Source organism: Roseovarius sp. MS2 (assembly GCF_051447875.1).
Classification (GTDB): Bacteria; Pseudomonadota; Alphaproteobacteria; order Rhodobacterales; family Rhodobacteraceae; genus Roseovarius; species Roseovarius mucosus_A.
In genome coordinates this window covers 3,117,135-3,138,144 of sequence record NZ_JBKHVF010000001.1, presented here as the reverse complement: position 1 = coordinate 3,138,144, position 21,010 = coordinate 3,117,135, and the positions used below count along the sequence as shown (strand labels likewise).

The 21,010-nt window shown below is 63.4% G+C and carries 22 protein-coding genes; 14 read left to right on the top strand and 8 right to left on the bottom strand.

Annotation, left to right across the window (positions count from 1 at the left end):
- Positions 1–4 precede the first annotated feature (4 nt).
- From ACLGGT_RS15415 to ACLGGT_RS15385, 7 genes are all read left to right on the top strand, one after another.
- Positions 5–610 (top strand): LysE family translocator, encoded by a 606-nt coding sequence (locus ACLGGT_RS15415; protein WP_437196742.1) that lies wholly within the window; start codon positions 5–7, stop codon positions 608–610.
- 4 nt (positions 611–614) lie between these two features.
- Positions 615–1,112, top strand: a complete 498-nt coding sequence (gene gpt, locus ACLGGT_RS15410; protein ID WP_081508372.1) for a xanthine phosphoribosyltransferase — start codon at positions 615–617, stop codon at positions 1,110–1,112.
- A 1-nt stretch (position 1,113) separates the two neighbouring features.
- Positions 1,114–2,319: an aminotransferase gene (locus ACLGGT_RS15405; protein WP_437196741.1), complete on the top strand. Its 1,206-nt coding sequence runs from the start codon at positions 1,114–1,116 to the stop codon at positions 2,317–2,319.
- Between the two features lie 47 nt (positions 2,320–2,366).
- The gene (locus ACLGGT_RS15400; RefSeq protein ID WP_437196740.1) at positions 2,367–4,211 is read left to right on the top strand and encodes a peptidyl-prolyl cis-trans isomerase; all 1,845 of its coding nucleotides are present in this window, start codon (positions 2,367–2,369) and stop codon (positions 4,209–4,211) included.
- Positions 4,212–4,223: 12 nt separating this feature from the next.
- Positions 4,224–5,735, top strand: coding sequence for an anthranilate synthase component I (trpE, locus tag ACLGGT_RS15395; RefSeq protein ID WP_219436029.1), 1,512 nt, complete (start codon positions 4,224–4,226; stop codon positions 5,733–5,735).
- 93 nt (positions 5,736–5,828) lie between these two features.
- Complete coding sequence (locus tag ACLGGT_RS15390; RefSeq protein WP_437196739.1) at positions 5,829–6,446, top strand: sulfurtransferase; 618 nt, start codon at positions 5,829–5,831, stop codon at positions 6,444–6,446.
- A gap of 38 nt (positions 6,447–6,484) precedes the next feature.
- Positions 6,485–7,027, top strand: a complete 543-nt coding sequence (locus ACLGGT_RS15385) for a pseudouridine synthase (protein ID WP_008282074.1) — start codon at positions 6,485–6,487, stop codon at positions 7,025–7,027.
- 10 nt (positions 7,028–7,037) lie between these two features.
- Here ACLGGT_RS15385 and ACLGGT_RS15380 read toward each other — a convergent pair whose 3' ends face one another.
- The 3 genes from ACLGGT_RS15380 to ACLGGT_RS15370 all read right to left on the bottom strand — a co-directional run bounded on the left by ACLGGT_RS15380 (position 7,038) and on the right by ACLGGT_RS15370 (position 9,944).
- The gene (locus ACLGGT_RS15380) at positions 7,038–7,781 is read right to left on the bottom strand and encodes a 1-(5-phosphoribosyl)-5-[(5-phosphoribosylamino)methylideneamino] imidazole-4-carboxamide isomerase (protein WP_081508366.1); all 744 of its coding nucleotides are present in this window, start codon (positions 7,779–7,781) and stop codon (positions 7,038–7,040) included.
- A gap of 119 nt (positions 7,782–7,900) precedes the next feature.
- Positions 7,901–8,398: a hypothetical protein gene (locus ACLGGT_RS15375; RefSeq protein WP_437196738.1), complete on the bottom strand. Its 498-nt coding sequence runs from the start codon at positions 8,396–8,398 to the stop codon at positions 7,901–7,903.
- Positions 8,399–8,486: 88 nt separating this feature from the next.
- Positions 8,487–9,944 (bottom strand): divergent polysaccharide deacetylase family protein, encoded by a 1,458-nt coding sequence (locus ACLGGT_RS15370; protein WP_437196737.1) that lies wholly within the window; start codon positions 9,942–9,944, stop codon positions 8,487–8,489.
- A gap of 144 nt (positions 9,945–10,088) precedes the next feature.
- On the opposite strand from ACLGGT_RS15370, the gene ACLGGT_RS15365 reads away from it, so the two are divergent.
- The 5 genes from ACLGGT_RS15365 to ACLGGT_RS15345 are packed head-to-tail and all read left to right on the top strand — an operon-like array spanning position 10,089 to position 14,137.
- The gene (locus tag ACLGGT_RS15365) at positions 10,089–10,661 is read left to right on the top strand and encodes an anthranilate synthase component II (protein WP_375554811.1); all 573 of its coding nucleotides are present in this window, start codon (positions 10,089–10,091) and stop codon (positions 10,659–10,661) included.
- Complete coding sequence (trpD, locus tag ACLGGT_RS15360) at positions 10,658–11,680, top strand: anthranilate phosphoribosyltransferase (RefSeq protein WP_008282068.1); 1,023 nt, start codon at positions 10,658–10,660, stop codon at positions 11,678–11,680. The genes ACLGGT_RS15365 and trpD overlap by 4 nt, the downstream gene beginning before the upstream one ends.
- Positions 11,677–12,492, top strand: a complete 816-nt coding sequence (gene trpC / locus ACLGGT_RS15355) for an indole-3-glycerol phosphate synthase TrpC (RefSeq protein ID WP_008282067.1) — start codon at positions 11,677–11,679, stop codon at positions 12,490–12,492. Before trpD ends, trpC begins: the two co-directional genes overlap by 4 nt.
- Positions 12,492–12,968, top strand: a complete 477-nt coding sequence (moaC, locus tag ACLGGT_RS15350) for a cyclic pyranopterin monophosphate synthase MoaC (protein WP_151979130.1) — start codon at positions 12,492–12,494, stop codon at positions 12,966–12,968. The genes trpC and moaC overlap by 1 nt, the downstream gene beginning before the upstream one ends.
- Positions 12,965–14,137 carry a molybdopterin molybdotransferase MoeA gene (locus ACLGGT_RS15345; protein ID WP_437196736.1) on the top strand — a complete coding sequence of 391 codons (1,173 nt, stop codon included), beginning with the start codon at positions 12,965–12,967 and terminating at the stop codon, positions 14,135–14,137. The genes moaC and ACLGGT_RS15345 overlap by 4 nt, the downstream gene beginning before the upstream one ends.
- On the opposite strand, the gene ACLGGT_RS15340 is transcribed toward ACLGGT_RS15345, so the two are convergent.
- Together ACLGGT_RS15340 and mgtE are read right to left on the bottom strand one after the other, a co-directional pair.
- Positions 14,122–14,703 (bottom strand): 5-formyltetrahydrofolate cyclo-ligase, encoded by a 582-nt coding sequence (locus ACLGGT_RS15340; RefSeq protein ID WP_008282064.1) that lies wholly within the window; start codon positions 14,701–14,703, stop codon positions 14,122–14,124. The genes ACLGGT_RS15345 and ACLGGT_RS15340 overlap by 16 nt on opposite strands.
- Positions 14,700–16,091: a magnesium transporter gene (gene mgtE / locus ACLGGT_RS15335; protein ID WP_081508360.1), complete on the bottom strand. Its 1,392-nt coding sequence runs from the start codon at positions 16,089–16,091 to the stop codon at positions 14,700–14,702. The genes ACLGGT_RS15340 and mgtE overlap by 4 nt, the downstream gene beginning before the upstream one ends.
- Positions 16,092–16,226: 135 nt before the next feature.
- Here mgtE and guaD point away from each other — a divergent pair, with 135 nt between their 5' ends.
- Positions 16,227–17,516, top strand: coding sequence for a guanine deaminase (gene guaD, locus ACLGGT_RS15330; RefSeq protein ID WP_437196735.1), 1,290 nt, complete (start codon positions 16,227–16,229; stop codon positions 17,514–17,516).
- A 98-nt stretch (positions 17,517–17,614) separates the two neighbouring features.
- On the opposite strand, the gene ACLGGT_RS15325 is transcribed toward guaD, so the two are convergent.
- Positions 17,615–18,406, bottom strand: coding sequence for an inositol monophosphatase family protein (locus tag ACLGGT_RS15325; RefSeq protein WP_437196734.1), 792 nt, complete (start codon positions 18,404–18,406; stop codon positions 17,615–17,617).
- A gap of 56 nt (positions 18,407–18,462) precedes the next feature.
- Positions 18,463–18,837, bottom strand: coding sequence for a helix-turn-helix domain-containing protein (locus ACLGGT_RS15320; protein WP_008282060.1), 375 nt, complete (start codon positions 18,835–18,837; stop codon positions 18,463–18,465).
- 312 nt (positions 18,838–19,149) lie between these two features.
- Here ACLGGT_RS15320 and ACLGGT_RS15315 point away from each other — a divergent pair, with 312 nt between their 5' ends.
- Positions 19,150–20,112, top strand: coding sequence for an NADPH:quinone oxidoreductase family protein (locus tag ACLGGT_RS15315; protein ID WP_437196733.1), 963 nt, complete (start codon positions 19,150–19,152; stop codon positions 20,110–20,112).
- On the opposite strand, the gene ACLGGT_RS15310 is transcribed toward ACLGGT_RS15315, so the two are convergent.
- Positions 20,099–20,971: a LysR family transcriptional regulator gene (locus ACLGGT_RS15310; RefSeq protein ID WP_008282057.1), complete on the bottom strand. Its 873-nt coding sequence runs from the start codon at positions 20,969–20,971 to the stop codon at positions 20,099–20,101. The two genes, ACLGGT_RS15315 and ACLGGT_RS15310, sit on opposite strands and share 14 nt — an antisense overlap.
- Positions 20,972–21,010: the final 39 nt, after the last annotated feature.

Genomic DNA, 21,010 nt, shown 5'->3' with positions numbered 1-21,010 from the left:
GTACATGACCGCGCTCGATCTTTTGGCTTTCAACGCGGTTCTGGCCGCCGCCATTCTCAGCCCCGGTCCCGCCCTGCTCTTTGCCCTGCGCACCGCCCTTGCCGATGGGCGCGCGGCGGGTATCGCGGCGGGCTTGGGCCTTGGCCTTGTCGCGGCACTCTGGACACTGGCGGCGCTCTTGGGGCTAGAGGCGCTTTTTACCCTCTTCCCTTGGGCCTATATCACCCTCAAAATCGCGGGCGCGGCCTATCTGCTCTATATCGCGTGGACCACGTGGCGTGCCGCGCGCCGGCCCGTGAATGAAGGCCCACGCAAACCACGCGGGCGGGCCTTTCTTGACGGGGTGCTGATCAACCTCGGCAATCCCAAATCGGTGCTGTTCGCGGCCTCTGTGCTTGTGGTGATCTTTCCCAAAGGCCTTACAGCCTCGGAAATTGCCCTCATCACTGTTAATCACATGCTGGTCGAATGGCTATTTTACGCGGGCTTTGCCACACTTCTCAGCGGCGCTGCGGCGCGTCGCGCCTATCTGGGCGCGAAACCGATCATCGACCGCGCGGCGGCCCTATTGCTGGGCGCGCTCGGGCTGAAACTTCTCTTGAGCAGGTAACACCATGATGGACCGCCTCCCCCATGAAAAAGGCTTTCACGTAAGCTGGGACCAGTTGCACCGCGATGCCCGCGCGCTTGCATGGCGGCTCCAGAGCGAGGCCCCCGAAGGTGGGTGGCGCGCAGTGGTGGCCATCACGCGGGGCGGCATGGCCCCCGCGATGATCGTCGCACGCGAATTGGACATTCGCACCGTCGATACGATCAGCGTCAAATCCTACAACCATCAGGCCCAGACCGCCCCTGTCGTGATCAAATCGCCCGATATGTCGATCATCGGCGACGGCGCGGGCGTGCTCATCGTCGATGACCTTGTGGATACCGGCCGCACGCTTGAGGTGGTGCGCCAGCATATGCCGCGCGCCCATGTTGCCACCGTCTACGCCAAGCCGATGGGCCGCGCGCAGGTCAACACCTTCGTGACCGAGGTCAGCCAGGATACGTGGATTTTCTTTCCGTGGGATATGGCCCTGCAATATGTCGAACCCTACCGGGGGGCCTGACATGATCAATCCGCCTCGCACTGCCTGCACCTTTTCGCCCCCTGTCATGGAGGCGCGGCGCTGGCTTGACGGGGTGACATTCCCGCCCCATCGCCCGCTCATCAATGTAAGCCAAGCCGCCCCCGTGGCCCCGCCCCCCGAGGCACTGCGCCGCGCGGTGGCCGAAGCGGCACTGAATGAGCCGCAGGCGCATCTTTATGGCCCCGTGCTGGGCCTGCCTGACCTGCGTGCCGAAGTGGCGGCGCAGTGGTCCGCCACCTATGGCGGAAGCATCACACCCGCCGAGGTCGCCATCACCTCTGGCTGCAATCAGGCCTTTTGCGCGGCGATCACGACCCTTTGCGCCGAAGGGGATGAGGTTATCCTTCCAACCCCATGGTATTTCAATCATAAAATGTGGCTCGATATGGCGGGTGTGCGCGCTGTCCCGCTGCCTGCGGGCGCGGAACTTTTGCCCGATCCGGATCACGCGGCGGCGCTCATCACGCCCCGCACCCGTGCCATCGTGCTCGTCACCCCCAACAATCCGGGCGGCTTGGAATATCCCGCCGACCTCACACATGCGTTCTACACCTTGGCCAAAGAGCGCGGTCTTGCCCTTATCGTCGATGAAACCTACCGCGATTTCGATGCCCGCCCCGGCGCGGGGCACGACCTCTTTCACGATACCGACTGGGCCAAGACGCTCATCCAGCTTTATTCCTTTTCCAAGGCGTACCGCCTGACCGGCCACCGCGTGGGCGCAATGGTCGCCTCTCCGACCCGTCTGGCCGAAGTCGAGAAATTCCTCGACACCGTCACGATCTGCCCCAACCAACTGGGTCAGATCGCGGCGCTTTGGGGCATGCGCAATTTGGGGCAATGGCTGGCAGGCGAGCGCGCCGAAATCCTCGACCGGCGTGCAGCGATCCATGACAACATGCCGAAACTCAAAGGCCAAGGCTGGCGGCTTTTGGGATGCGGTGCGTATTTCGCCTATATGGCGCATCCTTTCGCGATGGACTCGCACAACTTAGCGCAGGCGCTAGTGCCCGAGGCGGGCGTTCTCTTGCTGCCCGGCACCATGTTCCGCCCGTCTGATGACCCGCAGGGCGCGCGTGAGTTGCGCGTGGCCTTCGCCAATCTTGATCGTGCCGGGATCGACACGCTCTTTGACCGGCTGGCTGCCCTCCGCTGGCCTCTTGTCCAGACCGGCCACAGCGCGTAGACAGTCGCCCAAGCAGGGCACAAGCCACAAACGGACAGGGGGCCACCATGGCAGGCAACAGCATATCCAAAGGCGCGATGTGGGTTCTGATGGGCCTTCTGATTGTGGGCCTTGCCGGATTTGGCGCAACCAACCTTTCTGGCAATGTCCGCAGCATCGGCCATGTTGGCACCGCCGAAATTGACGTAACCACCTACGCCCGCGCCCTGCAAAACGAAATCCGCGCGCTAGAGGCTGAGCGCGGCAGCGCCATGAGCTTTGCCGAGGCGCGCGCCGCCGGGGTTGATACCGACGTGCTGGGCCGTCTGGTGGCCCGCGCAGCCCTAGAGCATGAGGCAGACCGCCTTGGCCTGTCCATCGGCGATGAGAACCTGCGCGAGCAAATCCTCGACATTCCCTCCTTTCAGGGGCTCGATGGCAGCTTTGACCGTGAGGCGTATCGTTTTGCCCTCGATCAGGCCGGCCTGAATGAAAGCCAGTTCGAAGAGAACATCCGCGCCGAAACCGCGAGCACACTGGTGCAGGCCGCAGCCCTCGCCGGTCTGCAAACGCCAAGCACCTATATGGACACGATGATGACCTATCTGGCCGAGCGGCGCAGCTTGGCCTTTGCCGTGCTTGACCGCGCCGCGCTGCAATCTGGCCTGCCCGTCCCGTCCGAGGACGACCTCAAGACCTATCATCAAGGCCATCTGCCCGATTTCACGACACCCGAAACCAAAACCATCACCTTTGCCTGGGTCACGCCCGCGATGATCCTTGATAGTGTCGAGGTCGACGAAGCCGCCCTGCGCGAGGCCTATGCCGAGCGCGAGACCGAATTCAACATGCCCGAGCGGCGGTTGGTCGAACGTCTGGTCTTTGCCGATTCCGCGGCCGCGACCCGCGCGCGCACCCGGATCGACGACGGGATCGCGCTTGAAATGCTGGTCTCTGAGCGCGGGCTGGATATGGCCGATATCGACATGGGCGATGTCAGCCGCGAGGATTTGGGCGCTGCCGCGGATCCCGTCTTCTCCGCTCAGGCGGGCGAGGTGGTTGGACCGATCGACACAAATCTTGGCCCGGCCCTCTTTCGCGTCAACGCCGTTCTCGCGGAGCAGATCACAACCTTTGAAGAGGCGGAACCACGCCTGCGCGAAGAACTGGCCGCCGACCGGGCGCGCCGCGTCATCGAGGCCAAAATCGACACGGTCGATGATCTCCTTGCTGGAGGCGCCACGCTCGAAGATGTGGCCAAGGAAACCGATCTCGAACTTGGCAGCATCGACTGGCACCCCGGCCTGACCGAAGGCATGGCAGGCTATGACAGCTTTCGCGCCGCAGCGCAGGCCGTGGCAACGGGCGACTATCCCGAGGTTGAACAACTGGCGGATGGCGGCATCTTTGCCCTCCGTCTCGACGGGATCGTCGAGCCTCGCATCCAACCCCTTGAGGATGTGCGCGACGCCGTCCTGCGTGGCTGGCGCGCTGAGGCGACGGTGACAGCCCTGCGCGCGCAGCTCGAACCACAGCTCGCAGAACTGCGCGCCGGTGCCAGTTTTGCCGATCTGGGGCTGACGGCAACGGAAGTGACCGACATGACCCGCCGCGATTACCGCCCCGAGGCCCCCGCAGAATTCATCGACACGGTGTTTGACATGGTCCAAGGCGAGGTGCGCGTGATCGAGGGCAATGGTCGCCTCTTTGTTCTGCGCCTTGACAGCATCGCGCCGCCCCTGCCCGCGGAAGAGGACGAGGATCTCGCCCGCCTGCGCGCCGCCCTGCAAGATCAGGCCGCCGCCGATCTGGGACAGGATCTGTTTCAAGTGCTGGCCAATGACATCCGCAGCCGTGCGGGCGTCGAACTTGATCAGGCGGCCCTCAATGCCGTGCACGCCAATTTCAACTGAGGACCGCCAAAATTGGAACTGACCCCGTCCTTTGAGGAATTTGCGCGCGCCTATGAAGCGGGCGAAAATCAGGTGGTGCATGCGCGGCTTGCGGCCGATCTCGACACGCCCGTCTCGCTGATGCTCAAGCTGACAGGTGCCGCGCGCGATGCCTTCCTGCTCGAATCGGTGACGGGCGGCGAATTGCGCGGGCGCTATTCCATCATCGGCATGAAACCCGATGTCATCTGGCACTGCCACGGCACCACCAGCCGCATCAACCGTCAGGCGCGGTTTGATCATGACGCGTTCGAGGATCAGCACGGCGATCCGCTGGCCAATCTGCGCGCCCTCATCGCCGAAAGCCGCATCGCCCTGCCCGAGGGCATGCCCGCTGCCAGTGCCGGTCTCTTTGGCTATCTGGGCTATGATATGATCCGGCTGGTTGAACACCTGCCCAATGTGAACCCCGATCCGCTTGGCCTGCCGGATGCGGTGATGCTGCGCCCCTCGGTGATTGCCGTTCTGGATGGCGTCAAGGGCGAGGTCATGGTTGTGGCCCCCGCATGGGTCAGCAGCGGCCAATCGGCGCGCGCCGCCTATGCGCAGGCCGCCGAGCGGGTGATGGACGCGGTCCGCGATCTGGAACGCGCCCTGCCCCAATCCAGCCGCCGCTTGGGTGAGGCCCATGAAGATGCCGCCCCGGTCTCGAATTTCACCCGCGACGGCTATAAGCAAGCCGTTGAAAAGGCCAAGGATTACATCCGCGCAGGCGATATCTTTCAGGTGGTGCCCAGCCAGCGCTGGACCCAGACCTTTCGCCAACCGCCCTTTTCCCTCTACCGCAGCTTGCGGCGCACCAACCCGTCGCCTTTCATGTTCTATTTCAACTTTGGCGGCTTTCAGGTGATCGGGGCCAGCCCCGAAATCCTCGTGCGTGTGTTTGGCCAAGAGGTGACGATCCGCCCCATCGCAGGCACACGCCCCCGTGGCGCCACCCCCGAAGAGGATCGCGCCCTTGAGGCCGATCTTTTGGCCGACAAAAAGGAACTGGCCGAGCATCTCATGCTGCTGGATCTGGGGCGCAACGACGCCGGTCGCGTCTGCAAGATCGGCACAGTTCATCCGACCGAGAAATTCATCATCGAGCGCTATAGCCACGTGATGCACATCGTCTCGAATGTGGTGGGCGAGTTGGCGGAGGATCAGGATGCGCTCAGCGCCCTTCTCGCCGGTCTGCCCGCAGGCACCGTGTCGGGCGCGCCCAAGGTCCGCGCGATGGAGATCATCGACGAGTTGGAGCCCGAGAAACGCGGCGTCTATGGCGGCGGTGTCGGCTATTTCAGCTCGGGCGGCGATATGGATGTCTGCATCGCCCTGCGTACCGCCGTGGTCAAGGATCAGAACCTTTATATTCAGGCAGGCGGCGGCGTTGTCTATGACAGCGACCCCGAGGCGGAATATATGGAAACCGTCCATAAATCGAACGCCATACGTCGCGCAGCTGCCGATGCCGCGCGTTTTGGTGGCGACAGCAACGGCTAATCCCGTTTGACACAGGTCAAGGCGCACGGGTGCAGGCGGGCGTAGGTCTTTCCAATCATATTCCACTTTAGGAATGTAATGGAGGGAAGCCCAATGAACCGCATCACACGATTCGCCGCCCCGGCCCTTGTGGCCTTGGCCTTGGCACTCGCGCCGCTCGCAAGCGCGGGTGGCGGTGCCCTGACCCTACAAGAGCCCGTGGCTGTCGACACACTGAGCAAGAGCAAACAGACCGCCCCCGGCCTCTATATGATTGCCGCCGACGCTGCCCGCGTGCTGGCCGATCATCCCAACGTCGCCCTTATTGATGTGCGCACCCCGTCCGAGGTGACCCTGATTGGCTATGCCACGGCCGCTGCTGCGAATATCCCGTCAAAACTGATGGACCCTGCCCTGACCTTCGACGCCAAGAAAGGCTCTTACAAGATGGTGGACAACCCCGCCTTTGTTGACGAGGTCAAGGCATGGCTTGCCAGTGATGCCGCTGCAGGTGTGGATACGCTCTTGGTGATGTGCCGCTCTGGCTCGCGCAGCGCCGAGGCCATAGGCAAACTCGTCGACGGCGGCATTGACGTGACGCTCTACAACGTCGTGGATGGGTTCGAGGGCGACACCAACGAGGCTGGCGCGCGCGCCGTCAACGGCTGGCGCAACGCCGGTCTGCCCTGGACCTACAAGATCCGCCAAGGCCTGCGCCCCGGCTATAACTGAGACTTGCGGCGGGCCTTGCCCTCGGGCAAGACAGGGGTATGGCCCGCCTCATCCTCTTCAACAAACCCTATGACGTGCTGTCGCAATTCACCGATCGCGGCAGCGAGGGCAGCCCGCGTGCCACGCTCTCGGATTTCATCGACATCCCCCGCGTCTATCCCGCCGGTCGGCTGGATCGCGACAGCGAAGGGCTCTTGTTGCTGACCGATGATGGCCAACTTCAAGCGCGCATCGCAAATCCTCGTTTTAAAACAGAAAAAACATATTACGCGCAGGTCGAAGGTCTGCCGGATGACACAGCCCTCGCAGCCCTGCGTGCCGGTGTCACGCTGAGCGACGGCCCGACGCGGCCTGCAAGGGTCGAGCGGACAGAGCCTCCGACCCTCTGGCCGCGCACCCCGCCCGTCCGCTTTCGCAAATCCGTGCCCGATTGCTGGCTGAAACTTACGATCTCCGAAGGGCGCAACCGGCAGGTGCGCCGCATGACCGCCCATATCGGCCACCCCACCCTGCGCCTCATCCGGTGGCGCATCGGGGACTGGACACTCGACGGCCTCGGCCCCGGAGAGTGGCGGGGCTAAGGCCGCGCGCTCAGATGAACTCTGCCTTCGCCTCGGGGGCGGCCCGCGCAATCGCCAGAGCCTCGCCCAGATCGACATCCTTGGACAAAAGCGCGCGCCCGATGATCGTGCCGTCGATATTGGGAATGTAGCGCAGCCGCGCCACGTCATCGACCGTCCGCACCGTGCCCCGCGCAATCACCGCATGCCGCGTCTTGGCTGCCAGCCCGGAAATCACCCCGAGACTGCCATCACTATCCTCGATATCGGCATCAATATCTGTAATCAAAATCCCCGCCAGCGGCACACCGTCAAAGGCTGCGATCAACTCACCCGGACCAAAGGCAGAGGCCGTGCGCCAACCATCGGTCATCAACTGCCCCTGATAGATATCCACCGCCACGACGATCTGATCCGGGTGATACTTGGCCAGCGCCTTGACCGCTTCGGGGTTCTGAACCGCCATTGTGCCCAGCACGATCCGCCCCGCCCCCTTGTCGATCCAGCGCTCCACCGCTTCGCGTCCCCGAAACCCGCCGCCAAGCTGCACCGGAATACCCACGGCCCGGATGATCTGCTCGATAAGCGCATCATTGTCACCCGCGCCGCGCAGCCCGTTCATATCGGTGAGGTGCATCCAATCTGCCCCGGCGGCCACAAAACGGCGCGCGGTTTCGACCGGGTCCACATGCCAGAAGACCGGCTCATCCAGCCGCCCGCGCGTCAGAGTGACACATTTTCCGTCCAGTATTTCCAAGGTCGGATAGAGGATCATCGCCAGCACCTTTCGCTATGGTTGTGGTCCCAACCTGCGGTCATAGCGTCCCCCCGGCTGTCCCCGGTGCGGCATGATGCGGGCCTTTCGCGGCCCAATGGGCCAGATCGGCGCAGCGCTCAGTATTTTCCGATGTCGACGTTCTTCAGTTCAGACAACACCTTGCCCGCGGCATCGACCGCCCGAATATCCACCGTATACCGATTGCCGCGACCGCCAGAGCATGGCGGCAGATATCCCGGGCTTGCGTAATCCCCGGTCGAGCGCGCAGGCTTGATGACCCGCACGCCACCGGGCAGCTTTGCGGTCATTCCGGGCACCGCAGGCAGATCGGCCGTGGCTCCTTTGACAGGATAGCCGATCGTGCCATGGCCCCCATTCTGCGACAGCGGGCCGTAAGACTTGTCGTTGTAATAGGCAATCAGCCAGACCGTGCCCGCAGGAATACCCGAGACCGTCATCGGGGGCGTGCTGCCTTTGCCACCGGACAAAGGGCAATGCTGACCGGCGGGCACCTTGCGACCATCCCAGCCACCGCCCAATTGCACGGTCATATCCGCAAAGGCCGCCGATCCCATCAATGAAAGACCAAGTGCCAAAATCAATCTTTTGGACATCATAAAAACTCCATTTCGCATGACTATGGCCCAAGCGTAGCCGCGAACGGCACCCCCGGTCAACGACCGGACAGGGCAGGCGCCGGGATCACTCCGCCCGAAGCACCGCCGACACCGGCGCCAAGGCCACGCTTGCGGCTCGGTCTGCCAAGCCCCAGAGGAGCAGGGCGCTGATTGTATCCGCCCGCAACCGACCCAGCATGATCACGCCATCCTCCTGCTGATCCGCCCGCATCGCGGCCTGATCCAGAAACCGCCGGATGGCGGCGGCATTCTGTCCCTGCCCGTCAAAATCCCGAAACAGGCTGGCCGAGGGCACGCCCTCGCGCGCGATCAGCTTTTGCGCCGTGTTCAGCCCGTTGGGATGCATCACCAGCCCATGCCCGCTCTCTTTCAGAATCGGGGCCAATTGCGCCGTGGCTTCGCGGCTCGATTGCAGGCCCGCGCCTGCCCCTTCCAAAACCGCCACCGCTTGCGGCACCTGCGTAAACCAGGCCTGCATCGCCACTTCGGCATCCTCGGGCCGCGCCCCTTCGGGCAAATCGGCCATGGCCAAAACCTCGAATCCGGCGGCGCGGTAGCGTTCTGCCGCATCCGCCGCCCCGGACCAGGTGACATCCACCGCGAAATTCAGCGGATAGGGAAAACTCTGAAGCGCCTCGATCCCAATCGGGCTCTGCCCGTCATCCATCAGAATGATCGCCATAAGCGGCTTGCCCTCGGGATTGTCGAACGCCACCCGATTGCGCACCAAGGCACCCTCCGCCGCCTCAGGCTCTGCGATGGCCTCGGCAACCTCGGGCGCAGGATCGCCAAGGCTGGGCAGGCGGTTGGTTGTCACCCCTTCGGCCCGGTTGCCGATCGTGCCCAGCGCAGGCAGGGTCTTGGCCACAGTCTCTGCGTCCGCTTCCGGCACAGGGGCCACTTCTGCTTGTGCCTCGGCTTCCGGCGACAGATCCGCCACGCCCTCGCCATCCGTGGCGTCAGGGATCAGCACCGGCGCAGGCTCCTCGGATGGAAAAATCGACTCGCTCTGCGCCGCCTCTGGCGCGCTCAGCCCAGCACTCTCCTCGCTTGGAGGGGGTGCGGGCGGCTGCGCGGGATCGGTCGAAACCGCCACCGCGCCCTCGCTGTTCGGCACCACAGGCGCTGGCACTAGCGGGCTTGGCAGAACCGGCTCGTCGCTCTCGACCGCCACACCGCCACTATCGGCCGCCACTTCGGGAGCCTCAGCCAAAGCGGCCGCCTCCCCCGTTTCCGGCACCGCTGCCGGCGCGGTCTCGACTGCACCGATGCCAGCGCTGTCATCGGGCGCAGGCGGTGCGGCCTGCGACACTCCCGCCGTCTCGGGCGCGGCCTGCGTCTCGGGCAAGGCCGCCTCTGCATCCTCGCGCCGCAGATCAAACCCCGACCCCGCAGGCACCTCCAAACTCACCGCTTCGGGCGGCACCGTACCCGGTGCCCCGCTCAGCACAGACAGTGTGCCCAACGCCAGCCCCGACACCAGCGTTCCCGTCATCATGCCTGCCAATACTCCGCGTGCCACTGCCTTTGCCCCCACATCTGCCTGTTTTGCCTGTTATCCGGCCTAGCGCCCCTTGACGGTGCCGCGCAAGACTGAACAAGTATACCGCGACCGGCCCCTTGGCCTCCAGCCCCCTTTGCATGAGGACAGGCGCGAATGCTGCTCTTGATCGATAACTACGACAGTTTCACCTATAATCTCGTCCATTACGTAGGCGAATTGGGTGCAGAAACCCGCGTTGTGCGGAATGATGCGCTCAATGTGCAAGAAGCGATGGCGATGCGCCCCGATGGCATCCTGCTTTCGCCCGGCCCCTGCGATCCGGATCAGGCGGGCATTTGCCTGCCGCTCACCCTTGCAGCCGCCGAGGCGGGTATTCCGCTTTTGGGCGTCTGCCTTGGGCATCAGACCATCGGTCAGGCCTTTGGCGGCAAGGTTATCCGCCATTCCGAAATCGTACATGGCAAGATGGGCCAGATCCTTCATGAGGGCAAAGGCGTCTTTGCTGGCCTACCCTCTCCCTTTGAGGCGACGCGCTATCACTCGCTTGTGGTCGAACGCTCCAGCCTGCCCGACTGCCTTGAAATCACCGCAGAACTGGCAGACGGCACCATCATGGGCCTGCAACACCGCGACTTGCCCATTCAGGGCGTGCAATTTCACCCCGAATCCATCGCATCGCAACACGGTCACGCGCTGCTCAAGAATTTCATCGACATGATGCAGGTTCCGGCATGAGCGAGCAGCTCAAACCGCTGATCGCTGCCGCTGTCGACCGCCCCCTCAGTCGCACAGAGGCCGAAACCGCCTTTGAGATCCTGTTCGAAGGCGAAGCGACACCTGCCCAGATCGGGGGCTTTCTCATGGCTTTGCGCACGCGCGGCGAGACGGTGAATGAATACGCCGCCGCCGCCGCCGTGATGCGCGCCAAATGCAACGCCGTGCGCGCGCCAGAGGGGGCCATGGACATCGTCGGCACCGGTGGTGATGGCAAGGGCACGCTCAATATCTCGACCGCGACGGCCTTTGTTGTGGCGGGCGCGGGCGTGCCCGTGGCCAAACATGGCAACCGCAACCTCTCCTCCAAATCCGGGGCGGCGGATGCGCTCACGGAAATGGGGATCAAGGTGATGGTCGGCGTGCCGGTGGTCGAACGCGCGCTGACGGAAGTGGGCATAGCGTTTATGATGGCCCCCATGCACCACCCGGCCATGGCACATGTCGGGCCGGTACGCACCGAATTGGGCACCCGGACAATTTTCAACATCCTTGGCCCCCTTACCAACCCCGCAGGCGTCAAGCGCCAACTCACCGGCGCGTTTTCCCGCGATCTTATCCGCCCCATGGCCGAAACCTTGGGCCAATTGGGTTCAACCCGCGCCTGGCTTGTGCATGGCTCGGACGGCACCGATGAGATGACCATCACCGGCGTATCATGGGTCGCGGCCCTCGAAGACGACGGCAGCATCCACGAGACCGAATTGCACCCCGAGGATTTTGGCTTGCCCGTACATCCATTCGAGGCCATTTTGGGGGGCACCCCTGCGGAAAACGCCGCCGCCCTGCGCGCGCTTCTTGATGGTGCGCCGGGCGCCTACCGAGATGCTGTGCTGCTCAACGCCGCCGCCGCCCTGACGGTTGCCGGACATGCCAGCGACCTGCGCGCCGGCGTGGCCCAGGCCGCAGAAAGCATCGACAGCGGCGCAGCCCGCGCAAAAATCGCTGCCCTTGCGAAACTGACATCGGAGACTGCATGACAACGCCGACCATTCTGGACAAGATCAAAGCCTATAAACTCGAAGAAATTGCCGCAGCCAAGGCCGCGCACCCCTTGGCCGAGATCGAGACACTGGCCCATGAGGCTCCGCACGTCCGCCCCTTCGCGGATGCGCTGCTTAAGGCCACCAAAACCGGCTATGGCCTCATTGCCGAAATCAAAAAGGCCAGCCCCTCCAAGGGCTTGATCCGTGCCGATTTCGACCCCGCCGCGCTGGCGCAGGCCTATGCGACCGGCGGGGCCACCTGTCTTTCGGTGCTGACAGATACGCCCAGCTTTCAGGGCGCGCCGGACTACCTTGAACAGGCGCGCAATGCCTGCGACCTGCCCGTGCTGCGCAAGGATTTCATGTATGATCCCTATCAGGTGGCCGAAGCGCGCGCTTGGGGGGCCGATTGCATCCTGATCATCATGGCCAGTGTCTCGGACGCGCAAGCGCTCGAATTGGAAGAGGCTGCAACCCATTGGGGCATGGATGCGCTGATCGAGGTCCATAACCGCGCCGAACTCGACCGCGCCAACCATCTCAAATCCCGGATGATCGGCATCAACAACCGTGATCTCAACACTTTCGAGACCACGCTCGACACCACGCGGCAACTGTCCAAATTCGTGCCGCCCGAACGCATGATCGTCTGCGAAAGCGGCCTCGCAACGCCCGAGGATCTGGCCGACATGGCCCGTTACGGCGCGCGCACATTCCTGATCGGCGAAACCCTGATGCGCGCCGAGGATGTGGCACAGGCCACGCGCAACTTGCTGGCCAATCCGCTGACACCGGGCGGATTCTGATGTCCGGGCTCAGCCATTTCGACGGCCAAGGCCATGCCCATATGGTCGATGTCTCGGACAAGGATGTGACTGCGCGCGTGGCCGTGGCCGAAGGCCACATCAAGATGGCCCGCGAAACCTTTGATATCATTGCCGAAGGCCGCGCCAAGAAAGGCGATGTTCTGGCCGTCGCCCGCCTTGCCGGGATCATGGCCGCCAAGCGAACGCCCGACCTTATCCCGCTCTGCCACCCGCTTGCCATCACCAAAGTCACGGTGGACCTCACCCTTGACCCCGATCTTCCCGGCGTGCGCATCGCCGCAACGGTCAAGACCACAGGCCAGACCGGCGTCGAGATGGAGGCGCTGACCGCCGCCTCCGTCACGGCCCTCACGGTCTATGACATGACCAAGGCGGTGGATAAGGCGATGGAAATCGGCGGCCTTCGCGTGATCCTAAAAGATGGTGGAAAATCAGGACGGTATGAGGCGACATGATCACTGTTGACGCGGCCCTCGCGCATCTCTTCAGCCTTGTTCAACCGCTCGACATCGAAGAGGTGCCGCTCGCGCAGGCCGCAGGCCGCATCCTTGCCCGCGATGTGGCCGCGCGGCGCGATCAGCCGCCCTTCGCCGCCTCTGCCATGGACGGCTATGCGGTCTGCGGCGCTGATGCGGCCCCCGGCACCACCCTCAGGGTGATCGGCGAGGCCGCGGCAGGCCATGCCTACGCCGGGTCCGTGTCGTCCGGCCAAGCGGTGCGCATCTTTACCGGCGCGCCCATTCCAACAGGGGCCACCCGCGTGATCATCCAAGAGGATGTGACCCGCGACGCCGACCAGATCACCCTTGGCCAAAATCTTGACCCCAAGGATCATATTCGCCCCTTGGGCTGCGATTTCCGCGAAGGTCAGACCATCACCGCCCCCCGACGTCTGCGCCCCGCTGACATTGCACTTCTCGCCTCGATGAACATCGCCGCCGTGCCGGTGCGCCGCAAACCACAGGTGGCGCTGATGTCCACCGGCGACGAATTGGTCATGCCCGGAGAGGCCCCCGGCCCCGATCAGATCATCGCGTCCAACACCTTTGGCCTTAAGGCAATGCTCGACGCGATGGGGGCAGAGGCGCGCATCCTGCCCATCGCCCGCGATACCGTGGCCTCGCTCACCGCATGTTTTGCCCTGACGCGAGGCGCTGATCTGATCATCACCATCGGCGGTGCCTCGGTCGGCGATCATGATCTCGTGGGGCGCGTGGCGGGCGATCTGGGCATGGACCGCGCCTTTTACAAGGTCGCTATGCGCCCCGGCAAGCCCTTGATGGCCGGGCGTCTGAACGGCGCAGCCATGGTCGGCCTGCCCGGAAATCCGGTGTCGGCCATGGTCTGCGGTCATGTGTTCATCGCGCCCATGATCAATGCCATGCTGGGTTTGGGCACCGCCCCCGCGCCGCGCCTGCGCGCGCCCTTGGCGATTGCCCTGCCCGCCAACGGCCCGCGCGAGCATTACATGCGCGCGGCCCTCACGCCTGAAGGTATTCATCCCGAGGATAAACAGGACAGCTCACTCTTGACCATCCTCGCCAATGCCAACGCGCTGATGGTGCGCCCGGTCAGCGATCCTGCGCGTGCAGCCGGGGAAATGATGGATTATCTCCCACTCTGACCGCGCGTGCCAAAGCTGATCACCTCCACCTCGGTCACGACCATATCAAGCGGCTGATCCGTGGGTTCAAGCGGCAGTTCCGCCGCCTCCTGCGCACCATAGGCAAAGCCGATGGCCAATGTCCCGCGCCGGGCACGCAGCATCTCGAGCGTGCGGTCATAAAATCCGCCGCCATAGCCCAGACGCCCGCCCCGGCGATCAAAGGCCACCAAAGGCACAATCAAGATTTCTGGCTCGAAAAAATCGTCCACCTCGGGCACCATCGCGCCAAACGGCCCCTCGCGCAGCGCGCATCCCGGCCCCCAGCGCGAAAAATCAAGCGGCAGACCAGCGCCGCGAATGACAGGCACGCCCACCGGCCCATGCGCTGCCGCCTCTTCCATCGCGGTCAGCGGATCAATCTCGGACCGGATCGGCATATAGCCTGCCAGCGGCACGCCCCGATACCCCGCCAATACCCCCGACAAAAGCGCCGCCGTCCCCGGCATCCGGGCGCGATGCGCCTCGGCGCGCCGCTCAAACGCGGTCTTGCGCGCCGCGGCCTTCACCTCTGTCAAATCGGTCATATCAGAAACACCGTCGCCAGCCCCAGAAACGCGAAAAAACCCACCACATCCGTCACCGTGGTGACAAAGGTGCCCGAACCCAGCGCCGGATCAACGCCCATCCGGTCCATGATCACCGGTATGGCCGCCCCTGCCAACCCGGCAACGACAAGATTGATCACCATCGCGGCACCGATCACATAGCCCAATTCCGGCCCGCCAAACCAGACCACCCCAACCGCGCCCATCACCAGCGCGAAAATCAACCCGTTAATCAGCCCAACCAGCGTTTCGCGCCGCAGCACCCGCCAGACATTCGCGCCGGTCAGGTCTTTGGTCGCCAAGGCGCGCACTGCCACCGTCAGGCTTTGTGTGCCCGCATTGCCCCCCATCGAGGCGACAATCGGCATCAAGACGGCCAGCGCCACCAGTTGCGCAATCGCCAATTCGAACTGTGCAATCACCAACGAGGCCAGAATCGCCGTGCCCAGATTGACGGCAAGCCACGGCACCCGCTGCTTGGAGGTCTCGATCACGGAATCGTTGATCCCGCCCTCGCCCACACCGGCCAGACGCATGATGTCTTCTTCGTGCTCTTCATCCAGCACCGCCATCGCGTCGTCGATGGTGATCACGCCCACCAACCGGCCATCCTCATCCACGACGGGGGCCGAAATCAGGTGATACTGGTTAAACATATAGGCCACATCGCCGTCATAGCGCGTGACCGGAATAGTGTGGAATGTCTCCTCCACAATGTCTTTCAGCGGCACATCCCGACGCGAGGCCATGATCCGCCCCAGCGTGACATTGCCCACCGGGTGCAGCCGCGGATCGACCAGCACGATGTGATAGAACTGCTCTGGCAATTCCTTGGCATGGCGCATGAAATCAATCGCGTCGCCGACGGTCCAATGCTCGGGGGCCATCACCACTTCGCGCTGCATCAGGCGGCCAGCGGAATATTCCGGATAGGTCAGCGATTGTTCGACCGCCGCACGGTCGCTGTCTTCCAGAACGCTCAGGATCGCTTCTTGCTGCTGATCCTCCAGATCCTCGACCAGATCGACCACATCATCGGAATCAAGCTCGCGCACCGCATCGGCCAGAACCTGCGGCGTCAGAAGGTTGATCACCTCTTCGCGGATCGATTCGTCGAGTTCCGACAGAATATCGCCGTCGAACTCCTGCCCGTAAAGCGCGATCAAGCGCCGTCGGTCATAGGCGTTGCTCTGTTCCAGAAGGTCGGCGATGTCAGCCGCATGAAGCGGCTCCATCTCGGCCCAGAGCATTTCACGGTCCTGCGTCTCGACCGCATACATGATCCGCGCAATCAAGGACCGCGTGAGCGGCGTATCATCCTCGTCCTGTTCCACCTCGGGGGCCAGATCGTCTTCGTGTTCTGCCATGTTGCCCCCCTGCGTTTCTGTTGCGCGCAGGATTAAAGAACCGTCTTGCGGAAAACAATCACATTGGGCCGATTTACCCCGGCCTTGTGCCCCCTTATCCTGCCCCCTGCGCAATCCTTAGCCCACGGGGGGCAAATGTCGTCACTCACCCTGATCACCGGCCAAGTTCTCGCCTTCGATCGTTCACCGTTCGACGGCGACCCCGCCGGGGCCTCGACCCTGCATGAGGCGCTCTTGATCGAAAATGGCCGGATCGCTGCCGTCGGCACCGCGCAGGAGCTACGCGCGCAGGCCCCACAGGCCACCGTGACCAACATGGGCAGCCGCCTCATCAGCGCCGGGTTTGTCGATGCGCATGTGCATTACCCCCAGACCGCGATCATCGCCAGTTGGGGCAAACGCCTGATCGACTGGCTCAACACCTATACCTTTCCCGAAGAAATGCGCTTTGCCGATCCCGCCTATGCGGCGGACATCGCGGGCCGCTATCTTGACCTCATGCTCGCCCATGGCACCACCACCTGCGCGAGCTACGCCACCATCCATCCCGCCAGCGTGACCGCGTTTTTCGAGGCGGCGCAGGCGCGTGGCCTGCGCGCCGTGGTGGGCAAGACCTGTATGGATCGCAATGCACCCGAGGGGCTGCGCGACACCGCGCAATCGGCCTACGACGACAGCAAAGCACTGCTGGAACGCTGGCACGGCGTGGACCGGCTCTCTTACGCCATCACGCCCCGGTTCTCGCCCACTTCAACGCCGGATCAGCTTGCGGCCTTGGGTGCGCTCTGGTCGGAATACCCCGAATGCCTGATGCAAACCCACCTGTCCGAGCAGGTGGACGAGGTCGCCTGGGTCAAATCCCTCTACCCTGAGGCGCGCGATTATCTCGACACCTACGAATCGCACGGCCTTTTGGGGGCGCGCGGGCTTTATGGCCACGCCATCCACCTTGAGACGCGCGAGCGCGACCGCCTGCGCGAGATGGGCGCAGCCCTCATCCATTGCCCCACCTCCAACACCTTTATCGGATCGGGCCTATTCAACCTCGCCGCGCGTGTGGCCGAAGGGCAGCGTGTGGGCCTTGCCACCGACACCGGCGGGGGCTCGTCCTTTTCCATGCTGCGCACCATGGCCGCCGCCTATGAAATCGGGCAATTGACCGGCACAGCACTGCACCCGGCACAGCTTCTCTGGCTCGCCACCGCAGGTTCGGCAAAGGCGCTGCACATGGGCGCGCATATCGGCACTATCGCACCGGGAATGGAGGCCGATCTGGTTGCCCTCGATCTCGCCTCAACCCCCGCCATCGCGCAACGCAGCGCGCAAGCAAACGACATCTGGGAGGCGCTCTTTCCCACGATCATGATGGGCGACGACCGCGCCATTGCCGGCGTTTGGGTGGCGGGCAAGGCGGTGCGTATCTGACCTTTTGTCAACGCTTGCACAAAGCGCCCCGCGCGGAATCAAGCCCGAAGGGTGCCGCGCGATCGCCGGGCCGTCCCGCGGCCCAGCGACTGCCCGCCTCACACCACTTTCGACAATATCTCCAGCGCCGCCTCATGCTGCGCGCGCCCGGCGGCGGCAATCGCCCGCCCACCCTGATGCGCAGGCCCGCCCTGCCAGTCGGTGACAATACCGCCCGCCGCCTCGATCACGGCAATCGGTGCCTGAATATCATAGGCCGCCAAACCAGCCTCGATCACCAGATCGACATGCCCCGCCGCAACAAGAGAATAGGCATAACAATCAAGCCCATAGCGCGTTACCTTCGCGCAGGCCGCGACCTCGGCAAAGCCTGCCGCCTCTGCCGGGCTGCCCAACTCTGGGAAGGTGGTAAAGACGATCGCATCCGACAAGGCCCGCGCGCCCAGCACCCGCAGATCCCGCGCGCCCATCGGCCCGGTCATCCGTGCCGTGCCCCAGCCGCCTTCAAACCGCTCGCCAATATAGGGCTGGTCAATGATCCCATAGATCGGGCCAGTCTCGTCAGAAACCGCGATCAGCACGCCCCATGTCGGGGCCCCAGACATAAATGCCCGCGTGCCGTCGATTGGGTCCAGCACCCATGTCAGGCCGCTGGTGCCCGAAACCGCGCCATATTCCTCGCCAAGGATTCCATCCTGCGGACGCAACCGCCGCAGAACCTCGCGCATGGCGCGTTCTGTGGCACGGTCGCCCTCTGTCACCGGATCAAACCGCCCCTCAGGCAGTTTGTTATCCGCCGTCAGCCCGGCACTGCGAAAAAACGGCAAAACAGCCTCACGCGCGGCATCTGCCACCGCGTGGGCTGTCCTGACGATATCTGTCTTGTCCATTCCGGCCCGCCTTTCCTACCGCTTGCGCAGAGGGATAGACCCAAGGCCGGCTCGGCTCAAGCCACCTCGCTCAAAACCCGGGCAAGGTCGAACAAACGCCGACGCTGGTTTTCGGGAATGGCGTAATACGAACGCACCAGATCCAGCGCCTCTTTGTCGCCCATCAGGTCGGCCCGTGCTGGATCGCTCTTTTCGCGCTCCACACCGCCCTCTTGATCCAGGCCTTCAAAGAAAAAGCTGATCTCGACATCCAGCGATTCGGCAATGTCCCAGAGCCGCGACGCGCTTACGCGGTTCGCACCTGTCTCATATTTTTGAATCTGTTGAAATTTGATTCCGACGCTCTCTGCCAGCTGCTGCTGGGTCATTCCCACCAGCCAGCGGCGGTGCCGAATACGTTTGCCGACGTGCACATCAACGGGGTGCGGCATATAGTGTTCCTTCTTACCTACTCTGAGAATTACCGTAATTCGATCACCCGAAACAAATGCCCCGAGCAAGACGCCACGCATCCCAGCAGCGCGTGCCAGACCCTACCAAGATGGTGTTAAAATTCAAGAAATATCGCTATCCATTTGCGTGACCTATCCCAATGAAACACAATCTAAGCGGGCACCTATCCTTTTGGATAGGGTGTTTTCCACTTTTTGTGCTTGGCTTGCACAGGTTTGACAGAGCGAATCGAATTCGTCTAACCACGATCACAGTTTTATCTCGCCTCGTCAGAATCACAAGGGTTCAACATGCGCGCCTACCACCTGCCCGCGAAGGGCGCAGAGCCCCTCTTGACCGATCTGCCCCGCCCAACCCCGGGTCCGGGCGAAATCAGAGTACGGATCGCGGCCTGCGGGCTCAACTTTGCGGATCTGCTGATGATCAAGGGGGCCTATCAGGACACGCCAGAGCCGCCCTTTACCCTAGGAATGGAGGTGGCAGGCACGGTTGACGCCCTTGGCCCCGGCACCGATGGCCCCGCCCCCGGCACCCGTATCGCGGTCTTTGGCGGTCAGGGCGGGCTTGCAGACTATGGCTGTTTTCCCGCCGACCGCGCGGTGCCCCTGCCCGATGCCATGAGCTTTGCCGATGCAGCGGCCTTTCAAGTGGCCTATGGCACCAGCCACGTTGCGCTGGATCACAAGGCGCGGCTGCAACCGGGGGAAACCCTGTTGGTTCTGGGGGCCGCCGGGGGTGTGGGCCTCACGGCTGTTGAAATCGGCAAGCAGATGGGCGCGCGTGTGATCGCCTGCGCTCGCGGCGCCGACAAACTCGCCGTGGCCCAAGAGGCTGGGGCCGATCACCTGATCGACGCGGCAACCCAAGATATCCGCAATGCCTGCCGCGCGCTTGGCGGCGTCGATGTGGTTTATGATCCGGTGGGGGGCGATCAATTCACCGCCGCACTGCGCGCCTGCAACCCCGAGGCGCGCATCCTGACGATCGGCTTTGCCTCTGGCGATGTGCCACAAATCCCCGCCAATCACCTTCTGGTCAAGAATATCACTGTGATGGGCCTCTATTGGGGCGGCTATCTCAAATTCCGCCCCGAGGTGGTAACCCAGAGCATGGCCACCCTGTTTGACTGGTATGCAGCTGGGCGCTTGCGCCCGCATGTCTCGCATCTTTTGCCGCTTGAACAGGCCGCAGAGGCGCTTGATCTGCTGCGCTTGCGCAAATCCACCGGCAAGGTCGTGGTCACGCTGACATAAGCACCGGCGATGTCAGCGCGCCAAATCCCTGCCGCAACATCCGCATCAATTCGGCGCGCACCGCATCGCGGCCCGCATTGCCGTACAGGTTGATCTTTTGAATCCCCAGATCCGGCAGCGCCCCGCCGGGGTGGATCGCCTCGAGATGTGGCGGGATGCTGCTCTCGAGCAGCGCCCCAACCGCCAGATCGGCACTCACCAATGCCTCAACCGCGCGATCATCCTCGGAATCGACCGCCAACTCCCAATCCACCCCAGCCGCATCCAGCTTGCGCAGCACGATGGGCCGGAAAATGCACTGGCGGCAAAACGCCAACCGCAGCGGGCGTCGCTTCCACGACACGCCGCCTTGCGCACCGGTCCAGCGCAGATTCATCTGCGTCAAGGTCTCGCCCCCCTCGCCCACGCCTTCCTCGGTGGTCAGGATCACATCCACCTCGCCCCGCGCAAGCGCCTCGCGCAGCCGCAGCGTGCTGGATGAGCGCAGGTTGACCTTGACCCGTGGAAAGGCCGCGTTGAACTGCTTGAGCACACGTGGAACCACCGGATAAACGATGTCATGCGGCACACCGAGCGCCAATTCCCCCTCAAATGTCTCTTCGGTCAGCCGCCCCATCACCTCGTCATTCAGATCGAGCATACGCCGCGCATAGCCCACCAATTGCTCACCCGGCGCGGTCAATGACACCCGACGATTGGCGCGCTCTAAAAGCGTAAGATCCAGCATTTCCTCTAACCGCTTGATCTGCATCGAGACCGCTGATTGCGTCAGATTCAACGCCGTCGCCGCGCGCGTCACACCGCCATGGTCGGCCACCGCCACCAACGAGCGCAACGTAGTGATGTCGAGGTTTCGCATATATCACATTCCTTGATGATGAGTCGGCCAAACATTCAT

Excerpts from the sequence above, each read along its gene's own strand:
- ACLGGT_RS15415 (WP_437196742.1), top strand. The coding sequence starts at position 5 with ATGACCGCGCTCGATCTTTTGGCTTTCAACGCGGTTCTGGCCGCCGCC.
- gpt (WP_081508372.1), top strand. The coding sequence starts at position 615 with ATGATGGACCGCCTCCCCCATGAAAAAGGCTTTCACGTAAGCTGGGAC.
- ACLGGT_RS15405 (WP_437196741.1), top strand. The coding sequence starts at position 1,114 with ATGATCAATCCGCCTCGCACTGCCTGCACCTTTTCGCCCCCTGTCATG.
- ACLGGT_RS15400 (WP_437196740.1), top strand. The coding sequence starts at position 2,367 with ATGGCAGGCAACAGCATATCCAAAGGCGCGATGTGGGTTCTGATGGGC.
- ACLGGT_RS15390 (WP_437196739.1), top strand. The coding sequence starts at position 5,829 with ATGAACCGCATCACACGATTCGCCGCCCCGGCCCTTGTGGCCTTGGCC.
- ACLGGT_RS15385 (WP_008282074.1), top strand. The coding sequence starts at position 6,485 with ATGGCCCGCCTCATCCTCTTCAACAAACCCTATGACGTGCTGTCGCAA.
- ACLGGT_RS15380 (WP_081508366.1), bottom strand. The coding sequence starts at position 7,781 with ATGATCCTCTATCCGACCTTGGAAATACTGGACGGAAAATGTGTCACT.
- ACLGGT_RS15375 (WP_437196738.1), bottom strand. The coding sequence starts at position 8,398 with ATGTCCAAAAGATTGATTTTGGCACTTGGTCTTTCATTGATGGGATCG.
- trpD (WP_008282068.1), top strand. The coding sequence starts at position 10,658 with ATGAGCGAGCAGCTCAAACCGCTGATCGCTGCCGCTGTCGACCGCCCC.
- trpC (WP_008282067.1), top strand. The coding sequence starts at position 11,677 with ATGACAACGCCGACCATTCTGGACAAGATCAAAGCCTATAAACTCGAA.
- moaC (WP_151979130.1), top strand. The coding sequence starts at position 12,492 with ATGTCCGGGCTCAGCCATTTCGACGGCCAAGGCCATGCCCATATGGTC.
- ACLGGT_RS15345 (WP_437196736.1), top strand. The coding sequence starts at position 12,965 with ATGATCACTGTTGACGCGGCCCTCGCGCATCTCTTCAGCCTTGTTCAA.
- ACLGGT_RS15340 (WP_008282064.1), bottom strand. The coding sequence starts at position 14,703 with ATGACCGATTTGACAGAGGTGAAGGCCGCGGCGCGCAAGACCGCGTTT.
- mgtE (WP_081508360.1), bottom strand. The coding sequence starts at position 16,091 with ATGGCAGAACACGAAGACGATCTGGCCCCCGAGGTGGAACAGGACGAG.
- guaD (WP_437196735.1), top strand. The coding sequence starts at position 16,227 with ATGTCGTCACTCACCCTGATCACCGGCCAAGTTCTCGCCTTCGATCGT.
- ACLGGT_RS15325 (WP_437196734.1), bottom strand. The coding sequence starts at position 18,406 with ATGGACAAGACAGATATCGTCAGGACAGCCCACGCGGTGGCAGATGCC.
- ACLGGT_RS15320 (WP_008282060.1), bottom strand. The coding sequence starts at position 18,837 with ATGCCGCACCCCGTTGATGTGCACGTCGGCAAACGTATTCGGCACCGC.
- ACLGGT_RS15315 (WP_437196733.1), top strand. The coding sequence starts at position 19,150 with ATGCGCGCCTACCACCTGCCCGCGAAGGGCGCAGAGCCCCTCTTGACC.
- ACLGGT_RS15310 (WP_008282057.1), bottom strand. The coding sequence starts at position 20,971 with ATGCGAAACCTCGACATCACTACGTTGCGCTCGTTGGTGGCGGTGGCC.